Origin of the sequence: Agarivorans sp. Toyoura001 (assembly GCF_005405585.1) — a bacterium.
Taxonomy (GTDB): Bacteria; Pseudomonadota; Gammaproteobacteria; order Enterobacterales; family Celerinatantimonadaceae; genus Agarivorans.
Genome location: NZ_BJEQ01000001.1, coordinates 643,911 through 662,242 on the forward strand (window position 1 = coordinate 643,911; position 18,332 = coordinate 662,242).

At 44.3% G+C, this 18,332-nt stretch carries 18 protein-coding genes; 11 read left to right on the forward strand and 7 right to left on the reverse strand.

Annotated elements, in window-relative coordinates; genetic code table 11:
- Nucleotides 1-2 precede the first annotated feature (2 nt).
- Nucleotides 3-734, reverse strand: coding sequence for a hypothetical protein (locus tag FFR00_RS03000; protein WP_235836141.1), 732 nt, complete (start codon nucleotides 732-734; stop codon nucleotides 3-5).
- A 165-nt stretch (nucleotides 735-899) separates the two neighbouring features.
- Nucleotides 900-1,667, reverse strand: coding sequence for an ABC transporter substrate-binding protein (locus FFR00_RS03005; RefSeq protein WP_137671871.1), 768 nt, complete (start codon nucleotides 1,665-1,667; stop codon nucleotides 900-902).
- A 172-nt stretch (nucleotides 1,668-1,839) separates the two neighbouring features.
- On the opposite strand from FFR00_RS03005, the gene FFR00_RS03010 reads away from it, so the two are divergent.
- The 4 genes from FFR00_RS03010 to FFR00_RS03025 all read left to right on the forward strand — a co-directional run bounded on the left by FFR00_RS03010 (nucleotide 1,840) and on the right by FFR00_RS03025 (nucleotide 6,530).
- Nucleotides 1,840-2,874, forward strand: a complete 1,035-nt coding sequence (locus FFR00_RS03010) for a DUF2157 domain-containing protein (RefSeq protein WP_137671872.1) — start codon at nucleotides 1,840-1,842, stop codon at nucleotides 2,872-2,874.
- Nucleotides 2,875-3,062: 188 nt separating this feature from the next.
- A complete protein-coding gene (locus FFR00_RS21795; RefSeq protein ID WP_201798673.1) occupies nucleotides 3,063-3,257 on the forward strand; it encodes a hypothetical protein in 195 nt (64 codons plus the stop codon).
- Between the two features lie 355 nt (nucleotides 3,258-3,612).
- On the forward strand, nucleotides 3,613-5,244 hold the full coding sequence (locus tag FFR00_RS03020; RefSeq protein WP_137671873.1) for a methyl-accepting chemotaxis protein: 1,632 nt from the start codon (nucleotides 3,613-3,615) through the stop codon (nucleotides 5,242-5,244).
- A 278-nt stretch (nucleotides 5,245-5,522) separates the two neighbouring features.
- Nucleotides 5,523-6,530: a zinc-binding alcohol dehydrogenase family protein gene (locus FFR00_RS03025; protein ID WP_137671874.1), complete on the forward strand. Its 1,008-nt coding sequence runs from the start codon at nucleotides 5,523-5,525 to the stop codon at nucleotides 6,528-6,530.
- A gap of 74 nt (nucleotides 6,531-6,604) precedes the next feature.
- On the opposite strand, the gene FFR00_RS03030 is transcribed toward FFR00_RS03025, so the two are convergent.
- A complete protein-coding gene (locus FFR00_RS03030) occupies nucleotides 6,605-7,552 on the reverse strand; it encodes a LysR family transcriptional regulator (RefSeq protein WP_137671875.1) in 948 nt (315 codons plus the stop codon).
- Nucleotides 7,553-7,691: 139 nt separating this feature from the next.
- Complete coding sequence (locus FFR00_RS03035) at nucleotides 7,692-8,342, reverse strand: hypothetical protein (RefSeq protein ID WP_137671876.1); 651 nt, start codon at nucleotides 8,340-8,342, stop codon at nucleotides 7,692-7,694.
- 236 nt (nucleotides 8,343-8,578) lie between these two features.
- On the opposite strand from FFR00_RS03035, the gene FFR00_RS03040 reads away from it, so the two are divergent.
- A complete protein-coding gene (locus FFR00_RS03040) occupies nucleotides 8,579-9,703 on the forward strand; it encodes an efflux RND transporter periplasmic adaptor subunit (protein ID WP_137671877.1) in 1,125 nt (374 codons plus the stop codon).
- On the forward strand, nucleotides 9,700-12,804 hold the full coding sequence (locus tag FFR00_RS03045; RefSeq protein WP_137671878.1) for an efflux RND transporter permease subunit: 3,105 nt from the start codon (nucleotides 9,700-9,702) through the stop codon (nucleotides 12,802-12,804). The genes FFR00_RS03040 and FFR00_RS03045 overlap by 4 nt, the downstream gene beginning before the upstream one ends.
- Nucleotides 12,805-12,842: 38 nt before the next feature.
- Here FFR00_RS03045 and FFR00_RS03050 read toward each other — a convergent pair whose 3' ends face one another.
- The gene (locus FFR00_RS03050) at nucleotides 12,843-13,160 is read right to left on the reverse strand and encodes a heavy metal-binding domain-containing protein (RefSeq protein WP_137671879.1); all 318 of its coding nucleotides are present in this window, start codon (nucleotides 13,158-13,160) and stop codon (nucleotides 12,843-12,845) included.
- Between the two features lie 427 nt (nucleotides 13,161-13,587).
- On the opposite strand from FFR00_RS03050, the gene FFR00_RS03055 reads away from it, so the two are divergent.
- The 4 genes from FFR00_RS03055 (at nucleotide 13,588) to FFR00_RS03065 (ending at nucleotide 15,940) form a co-directional block, all read left to right on the forward strand.
- Nucleotides 13,588-14,913, forward strand: coding sequence for a hypothetical protein (locus tag FFR00_RS03055; protein ID WP_137671880.1), 1,326 nt, complete (start codon nucleotides 13,588-13,590; stop codon nucleotides 14,911-14,913).
- 10 nt (nucleotides 14,914-14,923) lie between these two features.
- Nucleotides 14,924-15,379 carry a hypothetical protein gene (locus tag FFR00_RS03060; RefSeq protein WP_137671881.1) on the forward strand — a complete coding sequence of 152 codons (456 nt, stop codon included), beginning with the start codon at nucleotides 14,924-14,926 and terminating at the stop codon, nucleotides 15,377-15,379.
- A 16-nt stretch (nucleotides 15,380-15,395) separates the two neighbouring features.
- Nucleotides 15,396-15,569 carry a hypothetical protein gene (locus tag FFR00_RS21605; RefSeq protein WP_154675867.1) on the forward strand — a complete coding sequence of 58 codons (174 nt, stop codon included), beginning with the start codon at nucleotides 15,396-15,398 and terminating at the stop codon, nucleotides 15,567-15,569.
- Between the two features lie 62 nt (nucleotides 15,570-15,631).
- The gene (locus tag FFR00_RS03065) at nucleotides 15,632-15,940 is read left to right on the forward strand and encodes a hypothetical protein (RefSeq protein WP_137671882.1); all 309 of its coding nucleotides are present in this window, start codon (nucleotides 15,632-15,634) and stop codon (nucleotides 15,938-15,940) included.
- 354 nt (nucleotides 15,941-16,294) lie between these two features.
- On the opposite strand, the gene FFR00_RS03070 is transcribed toward FFR00_RS03065, so the two are convergent.
- Both FFR00_RS03070 and hutX read right to left on the reverse strand, forming a co-directional pair.
- A complete protein-coding gene (locus tag FFR00_RS03070) occupies nucleotides 16,295-16,807 on the reverse strand; it encodes a pyridoxamine 5'-phosphate oxidase family protein (RefSeq protein WP_137671883.1) in 513 nt (170 codons plus the stop codon).
- Nucleotides 16,807-17,322, reverse strand: coding sequence for a heme utilization cystosolic carrier protein HutX (gene hutX, locus FFR00_RS03075; protein WP_137671884.1), 516 nt, complete (start codon nucleotides 17,320-17,322; stop codon nucleotides 16,807-16,809). Before hutX ends, FFR00_RS03070 begins: the two co-directional genes overlap by 1 nt.
- Nucleotides 17,323-17,505: 183 nt before the next feature.
- On the opposite strand from hutX, the gene FFR00_RS03080 reads away from it, so the two are divergent.
- On the forward strand, nucleotides 17,506-18,330 hold the full coding sequence (locus FFR00_RS03080; protein ID WP_201798674.1) for an energy transducer TonB: 825 nt from the start codon (nucleotides 17,506-17,508) through the stop codon (nucleotides 18,328-18,330).
- Nucleotides 18,331-18,332 lie beyond the last annotated feature (2 nt).

Consider the following 18,332-nt stretch of genomic DNA (forward strand, 5'->3'; position numbering starts at 1 on the left):
CACTAACGCCAATCTAACCAATAACTGTAGGGAAACTCTTCCGATAAACTCACTGTTTCTTGGTAATGGCGACTTGGGCTATTTAAACATTCTGTACCATGAAACTCAGGCTCGGCCCAGCCGGTGTTTTCGTCCATGTATTCGCGACTGTACCCCCAACGCCCGCAAGAGAGAATACTGTCAAAACCGCTATCTCGTTGGCACACCACGCAGGTTTCAAACTCCACTTGAATGTCTTCGCCTACTTTACCCAAGGCATCTGAGACAAATGGCGTATCGTAGATAGCCAAAGTGGACGCCCGTTTTGGCGGCGAATTCCAAGGTTTATCACTGGTATCGCTGGGGGTGTTATGCATGCCAGCGCCATGTTCAAGCGGCGATGCATCGTAAAATGGTTCAACAAAATGTAATGGTGCGTCTATTTGGGCTTGGCGTTCATCATCAAGCAAACGCCGATTGGTGGTGCGAATTTGCAACATGCGATATTGAGTACATTGCGCCTGATTCTCCAGCTCTACCTCCCCCAAACGGTTAGCAAATAGATGGATCTCGAGGCCAACCCCTGTAGCATTGTCTCGAGCAATGTATGAAGCTTGTTGGCGACCACTGTGGAACCAAGCTTCAGAGAACACCAAAATACCGAGCGTATTTTGTTGGTAAGTCACAGGGCACACCTTGCCCACCCACAAATCAGACGCAAAAGCACTGGCAATGCTCAGCCATCCAACACTCATTATTATCCAAAAACAGCGTCGAATCATCAGCCGCTCCGTTAGCCAGCAATCATCAAAACGTCATCTAAGTGTAGTAGAGCTGGATAGATAAAAGGCCAATATGGCTTAGCTTAAGCTTTGCCGCTGGAATAGCTAACTAGGCCTTCGCCCTGAACATGACGCCGATTAACGCTGTTGAATTTCATCAGGAAGATAACGCTCTACAATATCTTGAATCTCTCCACTGGCTATCATTTGTTGAATTATTTCATCTACTTGAGCCACCACTTCATTACCATTTTTTACCGAGGGAGATACCGATATGGTAATCATGGAATCGCGTTTAGTAATGTTGGCTGGCGCAGCCAAAGCTAGCTGCTGCTGTTCAGCCAAGCTTAAAATCACCCCTAAATTTCCAGCAAAACCATCAATACGCTTGGCTTCAAGCATCTTTAAGGCTTGAGAATAGCTAGACATTGCTACCAGTTTTAGTTGTTCATCTTCGACTGCTTGATGAAAAATGTCGCCATACACTTTACTCGCACCACGCAAGGTACCAATCTTTTTACCTGCTAAATTGTCCCAATTAATCGGCGCACCAGGCAGGCTGACAATTGACGTTTGAAAACTGGCCACCCTTCGGGGTTGGTAAATATTTTCAGTAAAGCTTTCATTGGGGAATAAACAGGTAACAACCACGCCATCTTGATTGCGAATTAATGCATTGACTATTCGTGGATACGGCGCAATAACAACCTTTGGGTCGACAAGGTCTAAATGCTTGGCCACTCGCTGCAGTATTTCTACGTAGTAGCCTTGCTGCAGGTCATTTTGGGTATAACCTGCCGGGCTTGAATTAATGGCATAAAAAGTAAAATCAAGTGCCATAGCAGGTGTTATACAAGCTACATATACCAGTGAAGCGATGACCCCAGCTTTTAACTTGTTAAACAATGCAGCACTCCTTTCTAGATTAAGCAAACTCTTTAAGTAAAGTTGCCTAAGGACTTAGCTGTCAAATCATTACACTATTTTTAAAGCCATCAACAGTTTTGACAAAACTCTAAGAATTCTTTTATAAACAATGGCAAGCTTAAGGCTGAATAGCAAAAGGATGTAACAGGCTATGGCGAGAGTTTCTCAGCAATCATTACAGCAAGCAGCACAACAAGGCATTATTAGCCCTCAACAAGCCACCCAGCTACTTGAGTTTTTGGAGCAGCAAGAAGCAGATACACCTAGCTTTAATCTTACTCATTTGCTGTATTACTTTGGCGGATTGATCGCTATTGGCGCAATGACCTTGTTCATGAATTTAGCTTGGGAAGGTTTTGGAGGTTGGGGTTTATTAGGCATTAGCATTGTATATGCAGTTTTAGGCTTAATGCTCTGCCAACGCTTTAAACATCAAGGTTATGCCATTCCTGCGGGCATTTGCGCAACCTTTGTCATTTGCTTAACTCCGCTAGCAACCTATGGTTTTCAGCATGCCATGGGATGGTGGCCAAGCTCTGATCAGTATCAAGACTACCACCGATATGTTCATTGGCACTGGATATACATGGAGCTCGCTACCTTAGTGGTTGGCTTAATCCTCAGCTGGCGTTATCGCTACCCATTTATGCTGCTGCCTGTTGCCGTAACACTGTGGTACATGAGTATGGACATATGCGCCATGCTAACTGGCAGTCGTCCCAATTGGGAGTTTAGATCCCTTGTATCACTCTACTTTGGTTTAGCCATGACACTGCTGGCGTTTTGGATAGACATTTGCAGTCGTCACTCTAAAGACTTCGCATTTTGGATTTACTTATTTGGTGTACTTACCTTTTGGTGCGGCTTAAGCCTGCAACATTCAGACAGCGAGCTCGCGAAGCTGGCGTACTTCTCAATTAACCTAGCAATGATGTTATGCGGAGTCATTTTAGCGCGCAGAGTGTTTGTGGTATTTGGTGCTTTTGGCTGCTTTGCCTACTTCTATCATTTGGCAGACAATGTTTTCCAAGACAGCTGGCTATTCCCTATCTCTCTTACATTGGTTGGCCTAGCCATTATCTATTTAGGGATCCTGTGGCAAAAACATCAGCAACGCTTAAGTCGTCAGCTACGTAGTTATCTGCCTAACGCTTTACAAGAATTGCTGGCCAATAAGCTACATTAAACGCCGTTTTGGCTAAGGCAGAAGCCAGTCACCTTCAAGTCTTTCATAACACCCGAGCCGCTTAGCTCGGGCAGTTTCCCTTGCCATCGATTCGTTTGATTTAGCAACTCGATAAATACCGTATGTTACTGTTTTGGCGGCTTATCCGCGTTTAATCTAGCGGCACATTCAACTACGCGGTAATACTTATGAACAAGTATATTTTGCTTTTCGGCTTCGTTTTTTCTTCAGTTAGTTTTGCTTACTGCGACTACGAAACCGATCACACCATTGTGCAAGGGGTCGATGGCGCGATAGATGGAGCAGTGATTGGCGGAGTTGTCGGTGAGCCGCCACTGGTGCTGCTATTGGCGGAGGGGCCGGTGTCGTTAGTGGCTCAATAGATGGCGAATACCTGGATGATACCTGTGAAACAGAGAATCTCATTGTTGAAGAAGAAGTGATAGAACAAGACATCATTGAAGAAGACATCTTAGACGATGAGCTGTATTACGATTAACTACCGCCTCTTAAGCCTTCATTTATTTCGGGCAACTGTTAGCTTTGTATACTTGCCACCAACTGCTGAAAATCACCTCAAAGCCACTAATAACAAATAGAACAATAAACTATTTTTTAGAATAAACCTTACCTAACATCTCATTTTAATAAATCTTAACTAAACTTTATAGCGTCTTGTGTTGATACAACCTTGATTTAACAGTTTTTATTAAGTGTCTATTTTGTCGGAAGGTATAAATGAATTTTACAAGCTTGAGGTTTAGGTACTCGGTAATTTTTGCCGTTAACGCCCTACTGCTAATACTCGTTTCACTGATCGGGTTTAACGTGGGTAAGAGCACTTCACACAATTTGCTAACAGTTGAAGAGAAAATATTACCGGCATTAGCGGCGGTGTTAAATGCTGACCGAGATCTTTACCAAGCAAGAGTCGCTGAACTAGAAGCGTTAGAAGCCGATGAAAAAGACTACCAAAGCTTGTTTGAAAACTACCAAGAAAACGCCCAACAAGCGAAAGATAGAATGCAAAAGTTTAACGAACTATTAAGCGATTATCCCGACTCTACCCAAGGCTTAGAAAGTTTTACTCAACGCTTTAACCGTTGGATGAAAGACAGCACTCAAGTCTTTACCTTACTCAAAGCCAATGATAAAAAACAAGCTATTGCTCTGAGTAAAGATCAAAGCCTGCATAGCTTTGAAGACCTACGAAGCCTATACGATCACGCCACCGAAGCGGCAGAAGCCTTAGCCGAGTTAATTGAAGATGAATCAAACGAGGCGGTTGACTCACAACTCAGCGCCTTAACCATTGTGGCCTCTATTGCGGTTGTTTTATCCATCCTACTGGCTTACTTTGGACCGAAAATTCTGACCGAGTCAATCACTCGCATTACCGATCGAATAAACGATATTTCGCAGGGCGACGGTGACTTAAGCCAGCGCTTAGAGATTCAACGCAAAGACGAAATTGGCGAACTAGCCAGCAGCTTCAATCAATTTGTAAACTTGCTAGAAGGGCTGATTGGCAACGTAAACCAATATTCTAAAGAACTAAGCTCATCGATAGAGGGCATTAGCCAAAAATCAGAGCAAACCACCGAAGTAAGTAAAGAGCAAAACCAATCTGTAGAGATGATTGCTGCAGCGGTAACACAAATGGCCGCCGCCATTCGCGAAGTCGCTAACAATGCCAACCAAGCTGCCGAAGAAGTAAACTCGGTAAATGCCCAAACCGAACAAGGGCAAACCATTACTAAACAATCGGTTGAGCACATCACCCTACTTTCAAACACCGTACAAGAAGCCTCCAATGTCGTGGAAAGCCTATCTCAAGATTCAGACCGCATTGCGTCGGTATTAGACGTAATTAGAGGCATTGCAGAGCAAACCAATTTGTTAGCACTTAACGCCGCTATTGAAGCCGCTCGTGCTGGCGAACAAGGACGCGGCTTTGCGGTTGTGGCTGACGAAGTGAGAAACTTAGCCAGTAAAACCCAACAATCTACTGAAGATATTCAAAAAATGATTGAAGCCCTGCAAAACGGCGTAATGCAAGCAGTAGAAGCGATTAACAAAGGCACCTCGGTAGCCGAGGGTACTGTAGACTTGGCCAATCAAACGCTAGAGGCGCTAAACCAGATCCTAGAATCAACCTCTAAAGTGGCCGATGTATCAGTCGCTACTGCCACCTCTACTGAGCAACAAACTCACGTTACCGAAGATATAGACCGTAATCTGAATGAACTCGCAGACAAGACTAAAATCAACTTAGAGAACTCTTCCGAATCATTAGCCGATGCCAAAGTAGCGCTGCAACAAGCTGAATCACTCAATCAGCAGCTTAATCGCTTCAAAATATCCAGCTAATGGCTACTTCACTAATCAGGGCTGCCGCTAGGCGGCCTTTTTTATTCCCTAAGAACCCACATTTTTTAGAACAGACTTAGCTTGTGCAGAGTGTGTTTTAAAGTAGCAAACCACGCTTTATCTCAATATTGGTAAACCCAGCAAACCTAGCGTTGCGGTGTAAAACTATTGTGGACGTTACGCGCCATAATGATTGGTCTTGTTGGCTCTTTTTCCCCTTAAAGCGACTGCGCATAATAGCCTCACTCGCTCATCACCACTCACAACGAGGCTTGAATATGAAAGCAATTGGCTACCAACACAACCTAAGCATCAACGATACTCACTCTCTGCAAGACATCCAATTACCAGTGCCAGTTGCCCAAGGTCACGACCTGCTGGTTGAGGTAAAAGCTATCTCTGTAAACCCTGCTGATTACAAGATCCGCCTAAATATGCCTGCCGAAGTAAATCAATGGAAAGTATTGGGTTGGGACGCCACAGGTATTGTTAAAGCGGTGGGCGAGCAAGTGAGCTTGTTCAAGCCTGGCGACAAAGTATGGTACGCCGGCGATTTAATGCGCCAAGGCAGTAACGCCGAACAACAATTGGTAGACGAACGCATTGTTGGCCGTATGCCAAACTCACTCTCTTTTGGAGAAGCAGCCGCCCTACCACTCACCACTATTACCGCTTGGGAGATGCTATTTGATCGCTTAAAAGTCGCGAAGGATAACAGCAGTAAAAGCATACTAGTGATTGGTGCAGCCGGTGGTGTTGGCTCAATCATGGTGCAACTCATCAAACAGCTTACACAATTGCAGCTCATCGCTACCGCGTCGCGACCAGAAACCATTTCATGGTTAGAAGATCTTGGTGCCGACCATGTGATTAACCATCGCAACCCTTTAAGCCAAGAGTTTAGCCAGTTCGACTTAAGCGAGGTGGACTACGTTGTTAGCCTAAACAATACCGAACAGCACCTCTTAGAAATTGAAAAAGTGCTAAAACCACAAGGGCAATTTGGTTTAATCGACGACCCAGAGTCACTCAATATTGTGCCATTTAAAACCAAAAGTATATCGGTGCACTGGGAGCTTATGTTTACCCGTTCATTATTTTCTACCAGCGATATGCAAGCCCAGCACGACTTGCTTAATCAGGTATCGGCAATGATTGACCAAGGCAGCATAAAAACAACAGTGGGCGAGCATTTTGGCAAAATAAACGCGGAGAATTTACGCCGAGCCCATCAGCTATTAGAGAGTCATAAAGCCAAAGGAAAAATTGTTCTAGAGGATTTTTAAGGCCTATGTAGCGCTAGCCTTGAAAACAAACAAAGCCGCTATACCCTTGGGAATAGCGGCTTGTTACTTTGCTTTTATTGGTAAAGTGACTTGTAATTTGGCAAGTGGTCTACCCAAAATGGCGGCGTACCAATGTACTGTTGTACCGCACTAATAAACTCGCGAACCAGCAAAGTTTGCTTACGGTGCGGATAGACCGCATAAATGCCGGTATCCATGGTGGATATTTTATAGTTCGTGAGCAAAGGCTGTAACTTAAGCTGCGCAATGGGGCTTTCTAAATTAAACAAATCTATCACCGAATAACCTAAGCCATCGCGCACCGCATCAATCATGGTTCGAACATCACTCACTTTGTAATTACCGCGCATACGGTAAGACTTAAACTGTTCGCCATGAGGCACTTCACTCACTCTAAACTGATCTAAGCTTCTTTCGCCATTGCTATAAATTACGGCGGGTAACGCCACTAATTGCTCAGGTGTTTCTGGGCAACCATATTGCTCAATAAACCCTTGCGAAGCCACAATAGCAAAATGGGTGCTGGCGATTTTTTTGGCAATTAAGTTAGAGGAACTCAACTTACCGATTCGAAATGCCACATCAAAGTGATCAGCAATAATATCTGAACGGCGGTCTTCCAAAGATAGGCTTATTTTTACCTCGGGATACTGCTTCATAAAACGCGAGACTACGGGCTGCAAGTACTGCTGGCCAAAAAATATTGGCCCAGCTATCCGCAAAATCCCTTTCGGTTGGGATTGGTATGAATCCGCAATATTTTGAATATCACTCAAGGTATCTATCATCAAGTGGGCTTTTTCAAGAATCTCTTCACCCGCCGAAGTAAGAGAAAAAGAGCGAGTAGAACGGTTTAATAGCTGTACACCTAATTCAGTTTCTAGCCGCTTAATCTGCTTCGACAACAACGAGTTATCCATATCATGCAATGCGGCAGCCTTAGCAAAAGAGCCCTGCTGCACCACATCTACAAATAAAGAAAGCTGGTGAGTAATCGACATTAGTTTTCCTTAGTAAAGCTAAGGGTTCAAGTGTAACAAAGCATAGCGAGTTAGTGCTTAAACCCAAACATCATTTTTAACCTAAGCGGCTTATCGCTATCGCCCTTATTCACTAAACATTTAGGCTCTATTTAAGCCCCTAACAATAAGCATCAACCCAAGTAGTTACCTTGGTCGTAAATCCTTGTTTTAGTGGCTGGCCTGAATCGGCACTCACATTAATATGGCTCGAATCTTTAGTGTCTTTAAATGCCTTCATCCCTTTTGGGTTTGCCCAGTAATACAAACCCCAGTTAACTAAATCCCACTGTTCTTCATAAGGGTTGTGTTCGTAATCTACGTAATAAAGCGTGCCATCGCTCATTACAAAGTTATCGGGGAAATAGTCGATGTTTAATGCCTGTGGCTTTAGGGCTTTAAACATATCGCACACCTGCTCTACACATCGTGTTGGTAAAGCATCGTTAATCACTAAATCGGTGACAAGATCGCCATCAATGTAGTCTTTAACCAAGTAATTGCCTTCAAGGTTCACGTCAAGAAGCTTAGGAATGGCAATGCCCGCACTCGCCAGTTTTTGGTAGGCGGCCACTTCAAGCTCAACCTTATTGGCATCACCAAATGAATAATAGGCACATGGTTCACTGTGCATAAGTTTTACCACGTATTGCTGCTCAACACCTTGAGCAAGATAAGAATAGCCAGACTTCCCCTTACCAAGAAACTTCACTATTTCTAGCTCACCCAGTGTTGAAGTAAGCACACAACCAAGCGCACTTGTCACATCCACTGTGTTTTCCTTAATTTTATATAGCATTAACATAGTCTTAAGCGATAAGCAGCTTGATCAACTCATTCAAACCACTTTGTACTGCACCATACTCCTTTATGTCAGTACTTGTCAGCTTAGCCAAGACAAAACCTCAGCTAAGTTGCGACATTTTTGAACAGCCTCTCAGCAATATAATGGCTGCATCTGTTACCTCACTCGCTTTTTAAATTTACTGTTATTGCCAAGGACACCCCATGAAAACATCGGCTGCTAAACCCATTTTAATAGCGCTAGCCTTATTGCTACTGTCGTTAACCACCGTTGTATTGATGGAGCCAGAAGCGGTGCCCGATGTTGAAAAGCCCGCCCAATATTTGCAGCTAAGTGCGCTTAAGGTTACGCCTGAAGAGTATTCGCCCACTTTAGTGTTTACCGGGATTAGCCAAGCGCGTTGGTTTAGCCAGCTTAAAGCGCAAACTCGTGGCCAAATAGTGAGCTTAGATAAGCGTATTCAACCTGGCAGTTTAGTGGTTAGCCAGCAAGAGCTGCTCAAGCTAGATCCGATTCACTTACAATCAGAGTTAAGCAGTGCTAACAGCCAAATAAAGCAGGCCGAACTTAACTATCTGCAACAAAAACACGAGCAAACCGTGGCCGTGAACATGCTCGATAAAAATAACCGCTCAGCTTTTGCGCGCAAAGAACCACAACTGGCCGCCGCTAAGGCCGAGTTAGCGCGAGCCCAATTAGCCTACAAAAGTACTCAACAACGTTTACGTGATAGCCAAGTAAACGCGCCATTTAACGCCATTATTATGCATTCTTACGTCAGTCCTAATCAGCATATTGAGCAAGGAGAGTTACTGTTTGATCTCGCGTCCAGCGAAAGCATAGACATAAAGCTGCCAGTGTCAGATTTACACTGGCGCCGCTTGCAAGCCAGTTTAAGCGCGCCGCAAATAACCGTGGTAGATCGGCAAAATCAGCGCTGGCCGGCCACGGTGCGTTATATTGCACCGCAGGTAGATCCCGTTACTCGCCAGCGCCAAGTGGTACTCAGTGTGGCGAACCCCTATCAACATCCACCACGTTTATTGCCCGAGCAACAAGTGAATATAGAAGTCACCTTATCGGCTCAAGCGAACGTAGTGAAACTGCCCATTAGCGCCCTTACTAAAGATGGCCAAGTATGGAGTATTAATGCCGATAACGAACTCGCGCTAGAGCAAGTAAACATTGTGAATGAGAACGGCAACCAAGTATGGCTGCAGTTTACTCAGCAGCCCAAACAGGCGCGGGTCATTGCGTTGTTTCCATTGCAATCCATGCTGCAAGGCTTACGGGTTACCCCGCAATTTGAGCAGGAGGTAGCGCAATGAGATGGCTTAGTCGTTGGTTTTTACATAACCCCGTTGCCGCCAATTTGTTGATGCTGGCAATTGTGGTAGGTGGGCTGTTATCACTAAAACACTTACGGGTGGAGTCCTTCCCGCAAATTGCCCCTTCGAGTTTAGCGGTTACCGTGGTTTACCCCGGTGGCACCGCTCAGCAAATTGATCAAAGCGTCACCCAGCGAATAGAACAAGCAGTTAGCGATTTAAGCGGCATTAAACAAATCGTTAGCGAATCGTCGGCGGGCGTATCTCAAGTACGTATTCGTAAAACCTCGGAAACCGATCTAAACCGCTTAGTTGAAGATGTACGTAATCGAGTGAACGCAATTGCTAACTTTCCTGTACAAGCCGAACGCCCACAAATCAATCGCGACGAATTTACCAACTTAGCCTCGTTCATCATTATTTCTGGGCCTCGGCCAGATAAGCAATTACAGCCTATTGCTCGCCAGGTTGAATTAGCCCTAAAAAAACACCCTAACATTGCCAAGGTGAGCAACTGGGGCAGCCGTACACCTTTACTGGTGATTGAGCCCAAATTAAGCCAACTTAAAAACTATGGTTTAAGCATTGAAGCACTGTCGAACCGCATCGAAGCAATGTCTATTGAAACCCGCAGCGGCGAGCTAAAAAGCGCCGCGGGTCGTATTACCTTACGTGGCGACGGATATGCCGAAAACGTCAGTCAGCTAAAGCGGCTAGAAATACTGTCTACGCCGCAGGGCAGCGTAAACTTAGCCGACGTAGCCAATATTTATCGAGACTATGAATCTAGCGGATCTATTGTTCGCAACAATGGAGAAACGGCTATTGCGCTGTTAGTAAGCACTAGCCAGCAAGACAATTTATTAGCAGTTAGTGAAGCAATTGGCGAGGTATTGGCCGAGCAGCAAGCCATACTGCCCAGCGATATATCGCTGTCTACCATGGCCGATATGGCGCCCTATATTGAAGACCAGCTAGGTCGGTTAAGCCTCAATGCTTGGCAAGGTTTGCTAATAGTACTGGTATTGCTGGGCATATTTTTAGAGCTAAAAGTCGCCTTTTGGGTAGCGGTAGGCATACCCGTTGCGCTGCTCGGCACCTTCGCCGCTATGGGAGTGATGAACTACAGCATTAACGACATCACCTTATTTGGCATTATTTTAGTCTTAGGCATTTTAGTGGACGACGCGGTAGTAGTAGGCGAAAGCATTCACCAGCAACGAGACAAGCTCAACAACCCGCTAAAAGCGGCGTGGCGAGGATTAGAGTCGGTATCAGTAGCCACCGTATTTGGCGCACTCACCACCATGGCGGCATTTTCGCCAATGTTATGGATAGATAACGAGCTGGCTAAATTGCTCGCCAGCTTCTCTGCGGTGGTGATTTTTGCGCTAATGTTTTCACTGATCGAAAGCAAGCTGATTTTGCCCGCTCATTTGGCGGCTATTCGCTACCCAAGCAGTGCCCCCAAAAACACTAAAACCTCTTGGTTTGCAAAGCTACAACACGCCGCGCAGGCAAGTTTAACTACCTTTAATGCTAAGCTTTACGCCCCCGTACTGCGTAGTGCCATTAACCATAAAACCGCCACCCTCATCGGCTTTTTGTCGTTAGTGATTTTAGCCTATGGATTTTGGTCTACCGGGGTCATTCGTAGCTCAGCGTTTCCCGATATTCCTGGCCGCTATATTAGCGCGAATGTAAGCTTAGAAGACGGCGCTCCCCTGCCCTTACAGCAAAAAGCCTTAACCCAGTTAGAGCAAACAGGTTTAAGACTTAATCAACAACTGCAAGATGACTATCAACTTAGCCAAGCGCCAATACAAAATTTGCTCATTTGGTCAGACGGTTACGGCGCAATAGAAGCCACCATACAGATAAGCCAACAAGCCCTTACCCAGCTGCCTAATAATGAATTACTTAAGCGCTGGCGCAAACTTAGTGGCGAGATAGAAGGCGCTTACGCCACCGAATTTAGCGCGGGCGATGAACCTGCAGGCGGAGTATATCTGGCCATTAGCTCAAGCGATCGCGAGCTCGCCATTATGGCCAGCAAGGCCTTGCGAGAAGAACTCAATAGCATAGCTGGGGTGCAAGATATCTACGACGATGGCCGAGGCGGCGGGCAACAATTACGTATAGAACTCAACGAGTTTGGTCATCAACTAGGCTTAACCCAACGCAAGTTGGCTTTGTTTGCCGGAGGTGCTTTTGGCGAACGAGAAATCCACCGTTTATTACAACAAGGCCAAGAAACCAAAGTAGTAGTGCGCTATGGCGAAGCACACAAAACCACCCCGCAACAATTGCTGCAAACCAACATATTTTTAGACAGTGGCGAGTCAGTGATGCTGGCCGATGTGGCTAGCTTTCATTATCAACAACAACCCGACAGCTTATACCGACTTAACCGCGAACAAGTGGTTAATTTACGCTGGCGACAAGACCGCAGTGTTCAATCACCCGAAGAAGTGCTAGCTAAAATAGCGCCCAGTTTTAGCGAAATAGAACAGCGTTTTCTCGGTGTAAAAATTAAACCCAGCGGAGAATTTGAAGAACTCGGTGAAGCACAAGCCGGCTTTAAAGAAGCGATGATAATGACCTTGCTGGCAATATACGTATTGCTCGCGGTGCCGCTTAAATCCTACTGGCAACCATTAATAATAATGATGGTGATCCCCTTTGGGTTTGCTGGCGCTATATTTGGCCATGGCATGATGAACCTGCCACTTAGCATTTTGTCGATGTTTGGCATGATGGCCATGACCGGCATTGTGGTTAATGACTCCTTGGTATTAATCACGCGCTTCAACCAGTTTTATCGAGGGGGTATGCCACTTAAACAAGCCTTAGTAGAAGCTGGCACCAGCCGCTTAAGGGCTATTTTCCTTACCACTATCACCACCGTATGTGGTTTGTTACCTTTGCTACTAGAAAGCTCAGAACAGGCGCAATACTTAAAGCCTGCTGCGGTATCTTTAGTCTTTGGCGAGCTGTTTGCTACTGGCGTCACCTTGGTGATAATCCCAGTATTGCTGGCGGTATTCACCCGTAAAGAGCAGTTAACCCTACCCCCTAAAACCGTGGTATTTAACTCATAAGAAAATTGTTCTGGCCGAGTACGCTCGGCCAGCAGGGCTTACACCGCTAGCTTAACCGCTGTACCAAACACCATAATTTCAGAAGACCCATCCATAATGGCACTGGTGGTAAAACGAATACCCACCACCGCATCAGCACCTTTCTCTTTAGCACTTTCAACCATCCGTTGAATCGCCACGTCTCGTGCTTCACTCAGCATCTCGGTATAGCCACGAATTTCGCCGCCTACAATGCTTTTAAATCCCGCCATTATGTCGCGACCAATATGTTTAGACTGCACCACACTGCCGGTGACTACGCCCAATACTTCGCGGGTAGGTTTACCGGCTATGCTGTCTGTTGTTGAAAAGATCATCTTGATTCCTTAAATGGGCTTACCTATTTATGTTCATTGGCATGATAGCTTAAAAACAAAGCCTGCTTTACTTTCAGCCAAGTTTCCGTTTGATTAGCTCACAAAGCATTATCTTCAAAACGTGCTTAGAATAATCCGTTGCTTCCAACAGAGGCAGTGCAAAGGTCAATCTCCAATGACTAAGTGTTTTTGCCCCATTACGAGTTTCAAGCCTAAAATAGCTCAAACTAAATCTTCGTATTTGCAGCAAATTTTTCTCATATCTGGCGATAAGCTTAATACGTATTTCAACATCTATATTGACTCCCTTATTACTAGCCTGATAGCATCACGGCCTTATTGACTCTTAAGTCAATCTTTATCAAATAAGCAAGCAAGGAATCGCATGTTTAAGTCAGTAAATCGATAGCGTGTTTGAGAGGCACTAATGCATCCAAACGCTAACCCCTTCGAGCAATCTAAGTTTAATCAAACCCTGTTAGTTGACGCTTTTGGCCAGTCCTATATGTTTTTGCCAAGGCATGTAAGTCAAATGGAAAACCTAGGTGAACTCGTCAATCACAGCATCGATATTTATTGGGCGCAGTCCTTACTGCAAAACCATAGCCCTATGTGGGGCTGTCAATTTGATTTAAATAAACTGTACTTTCAGGTGTCTGGCGATTACATGGCCAGCCACAAAAGCTTGCAGCAAAAAATTGACTGGCTAAGCAATGGCATTGTGAACGGTGAAGTTAAGGTACTTAAAGGTTCAAACTTTACGCCGCCACCGCCTTCTAATATGGAAGGAGGCATGCCTGTTGCCACCTTGCCTACAAAGGTAGTTGCTCGAAAAGCTCCCACTCCAGAACCGTTAGGTCAAGGCGGTACAGTAGAACAACAAATAGATAAACCTACGGGTGCAGAAGTGCCTAAAAATAATCAGTTTACTAAGGACATCGAGGCTCTTGTTGATCCACTTAAGGGGGTACCACCAAAGTCATTAAGTGATGCTGTAAATCGATTAAAAGACGCAGGAAGAGAGCTTGAAAAGAATGGGTATCAACCAAGGTACTCAGACGCTGAGATTAAAACTATGGCTGCTTTAGGAGAGATACCAAAAGATCGGTTCTTAGTGCGTTTTTCTAATGCACCAAGCAGCGAAGCCGACCCTATTGGACACAAGCGAGATTCCGGCAGACATCCTCTATGGATGAGCTCCTTCGATCAAGTTGAAAAAGCTGATACTGACCCAGCTGTAATAGCGGACGTATTTGGAACAAATTTTGATCCAAATGAGAAATATGTAATGTATGTAATTGATACCCAAGCAATGCCTACTGATGCTTTCGTACCAACCTTTGATAATATGAAAGAAAAGCTAGGAAAAGATTTCTTGGGCCAAATACCCCAAGGGCAAATAGACCGTATAATGACCCCCGAATACTCCAAAAAATTTAGAGGTCACTGGAACGAGTTTAATTCTTCACTAAATGCGGAAGGAAAGCACTGGTCTAAAAGTTTTGAGTCAGATGAAGCCGAAGCTTTTGCCTGTAAATATTTTGAGGACCCTCAAGATGCACAAGACTTTATCAATAGGCAAGAAGTATTATCAGAAATAGGCGCTTGGGAAATATTTACAGGAAAAGGGTATACAGAAATGAGCTCAAGCCCCAACGCTGGTGCGCTTGAAATGCTTGATATACAAAACAACCCTGACTCTATTGAATCCCTAGTTTCCGAAGGGAAAATAGAAAAAATAAAACTAAACTAAAGAGATTACCATGAAATTTGATCTAGCTGGATCCAATGCTTATTCTCAGTCTTTTGAAGAGCTATCTAGAGTCTCTAGCAATGAAGGTAAAGATGAAGTTGTTTACTATAAGGCAAAAGGCTATTTAATAGTTTACAGAGTTAGTCGAGGAATTAACAATGACACAGAGAACCAAACTGAGATACCGTTATCAGCGCTACCGTGGATAATTCAATCTATCACCTCTGATTTTTGGAATGAAAATATACCAAAAACACAGCACACCACTCAAAGCTCGTTTGATAATGAAAACATTGTATTGTGTCGTAGCATGAATGCAGGGGCTTTCGCTGAAAAAGGTTTTAAGATTTATAATAAATCGAGAACTAGCCATATCATGAGCAGTAGACCTCAAGCCTTTCAAATCACAGACAACCAAGTTAAAAGTATATTAATTCCCATTAATGACTCCTTACTAAAAGTCTAGATAAATCAGATTTCAGATGATTTCTGCATTTTATCAGTATCAAAAAAGTGATGCTGATATAGCTAAATTATTGAGCGACAGGCATCAAATTGCTAAAGATATTACTGCGTGGGAGATATTTTCTGGCAATGGTATGACTCGTGATACCAATATTGCTAGTCACATAGCCTATGTCCCAGTACAAGCTTGATACAGATAACCGAGTAGTTTTGTACTACTCGCAAGCTACTTTTTAGGTCGAAGGAGGGGGAAATGTCTCTTTGGGTTGTAATATTATTTTCATTTATTCAATTTACCTTCGGTGGAGCTTTGGGCTTTGGCTTAATATTCATGGCCTCCGCTGTAAGAGGGTATACGATATCGCAATTTGCCGAGTCATTAACTGTTGCGCTTTGGTTTATTTACTGCATATCGTTGGTTTTAAGTATTAGTCTTGTAATATATGCCTACATAAAAGGTTGGGGTACAACATCTTATTTTTGGTTTGCTGTACCTTGGCTTTTGCTGATCGTTATGATCACCTATTGGAAGTTTTCGTTAGTTAAAATAGTCATAGATTAAAAATAGGTTTCATACTGCTTTCAGTAATTTTAGTATCAGTTTGGTGTTCTTTCTTTTATCAGTAAGCGCACCTAATAGCAGGTGCAAATTCCAATTCTTCCATACTTACGCTAATCCGAAGCACCGATATTAGTTTAAATAGTCTAAAACGTTTTTGTCCAAAAATAAGTTAGCCATTAGCCTAGGTAAACCTAGATTCATTAATTTGGCAGTTCTAAAGGCATAAAAAAAGCTGCACCAATACTAGTGCAGCTACAGTCAAATAAGACCCAAGGTTTCAGCTTGCGCTGAGTGTGGAGAGAGTACTTACGTACAAGGACAGCTAAGTCCCAACGGGTGTAAACCCACGAGCCCTTAAGCTCGCTTTTTATGCCCTTCCTTCAAGTGCACAAAATCGACATCATCAAGACCTTGAATATCAAAGGCTTGACCAAATCCTTTTACATAACGCCCTTTTACTGGCGTTAATGCGAATAATTTAAAATCGGCGAGTTGGCGTAAGTTACCCACTATTTCGCCATGGCGCTGCTCTAGTAAATCCAATACTTGCTCACGTGGTTCGTCTTCGACTTGCTTAGCTATTACGTCGTAACTTAAGCGTTTGCGCGCATAAATTTGCTTAGTATCGGCTTCGTCGGCAATAAGCATTACTGCCGCTTTGTTATGGGCGCGCAGGTAATCAGCATGTTTAGATATATCGCTAATCAATATGTAAAACGCACCTTGGTAGCTAATAAACGGCGAGTATGAACTGTGTGGAAAACCATCTTCACCCATAGACGCAATTAATATGCTCTGCTGCTTAGCAATAAATTCGGCGATTTCTGGGCCGAGGCGTGATGCCAAGCGTTCTTTTTTATCAATCATTACTGTTGGTTCTCTAGTTCCGTTAGTGCCATGTTCTGTTTCAATAATTCAAAACGCTCTACCTGCTGCGGCAATAAAACGCGTTTGCGATCTCGGCCTAGGTAAATCTTAAATATGGTGGCGCCATTATCATCAAAAAACTGGAAACAGTAGCTTTCTACACCGCGCAAAGGCTTGCTCACTAATGCAATGCTAGCAATATTTTCAAGCTTTAAGTGGCCGTGTAGGTGGCTTTGTTTATCCATTAAATTGTAATAGCCATGACCAGGCTTACCACTTGGAAAATTATCTTTTATTTCAAATACCGAGCCTGCCACTTGAATAATGGTGGTTAATGGCCCCCAACTGGGTAAGTCGTACATTAGCCATTGAAGCTGTTCGTTAGGTAACCAACATGCCCATTCTTGGGGAAGTTGCTCTACCACTTCGGCTTCACTGCATTGCGCTTTTTCTGCCAATTGAGCCACACTCATTTCGCTATGTTGCTCTACTACTTCGGCTAGCGTTAATGCCATTTAACTCTCCTATCTACTGTTACTACTTGCGTCTTCACCCGCGTAAAGCTGAAGAACTAAAGATGAAATTACCTTAACCCACCCTCAAATCAAATGCAAATCATTATCATTTGTATTTACTTATTTTTTGTTTGCCATTATTCTAAGCGCAGTTTTTAAGAATTAACCGTGTAAGGGCAAAAAATGGGGAAGCTTAGTTTGGCCGTGCTTATTTCGGCGGCTATTCATGGCTACTTTATCTATAAGCAGCCCGAACCTAGAGAAATAAGCTTAAGTGCAGGCGGGCAAAACGCTGCGCCAAGTTTGAGTATTGTGGCTATTAGTACTGCTGTTGCTGCGCCTGCCGCAGAGCCAGAAGAGCTAGTGCCAGAACAGGCACCTATTGAGCCTGCGCCAGCAGTACAACCAGAGCCTACCTTAGCGCCAATGGAAACCGTAAACACCCAACCACTTAAGCCTGCGCCTGTAAAACAACCAATAACGCCTCTTGTTGCCAAGGACAGTAAACGTGAAAGCCAAATTGCCAAATCAAGCCCTAAACCAGAGCCCTCTCCTACCCAACCGACGCAACGGGAACAAGTTGAAAAGACGTTGGCAGAACCCCTTGAGCTCGCAGCAAAGCCAGATGATAAGCTCGAGCCTGTTACTGAAAAGCTAAACCCTGCGCCTGCCGCCGCTAGCCAAGTAAACAGTAAGGTTGAAGTGGATTCTGGTTTGGCTCAGCAGCCTCGCTTAAACAGCCAACCGCGCTTTGCTAAACCGCCCACTGCACCGGTATATCCTCGCCTCGCTAAAAAGCGCGGTTTAGAAGGCACAGTAATGGTTGAAGTATGGCTTGACCCTAAAGGCCAACAAACCAAACGAGAAATTAACGCCAGCTCTGGGGTGAAAAGCTTAGATAAAGCCGCCCTTAAAGCAGTAAAAAAGTGGCGCTTTAAAGCGCTAATGGTAGACGGCCAAGCACAGGCCTCTCGCGCCCTTATTCCTATTCGATTTAAGTTGAGTTAACC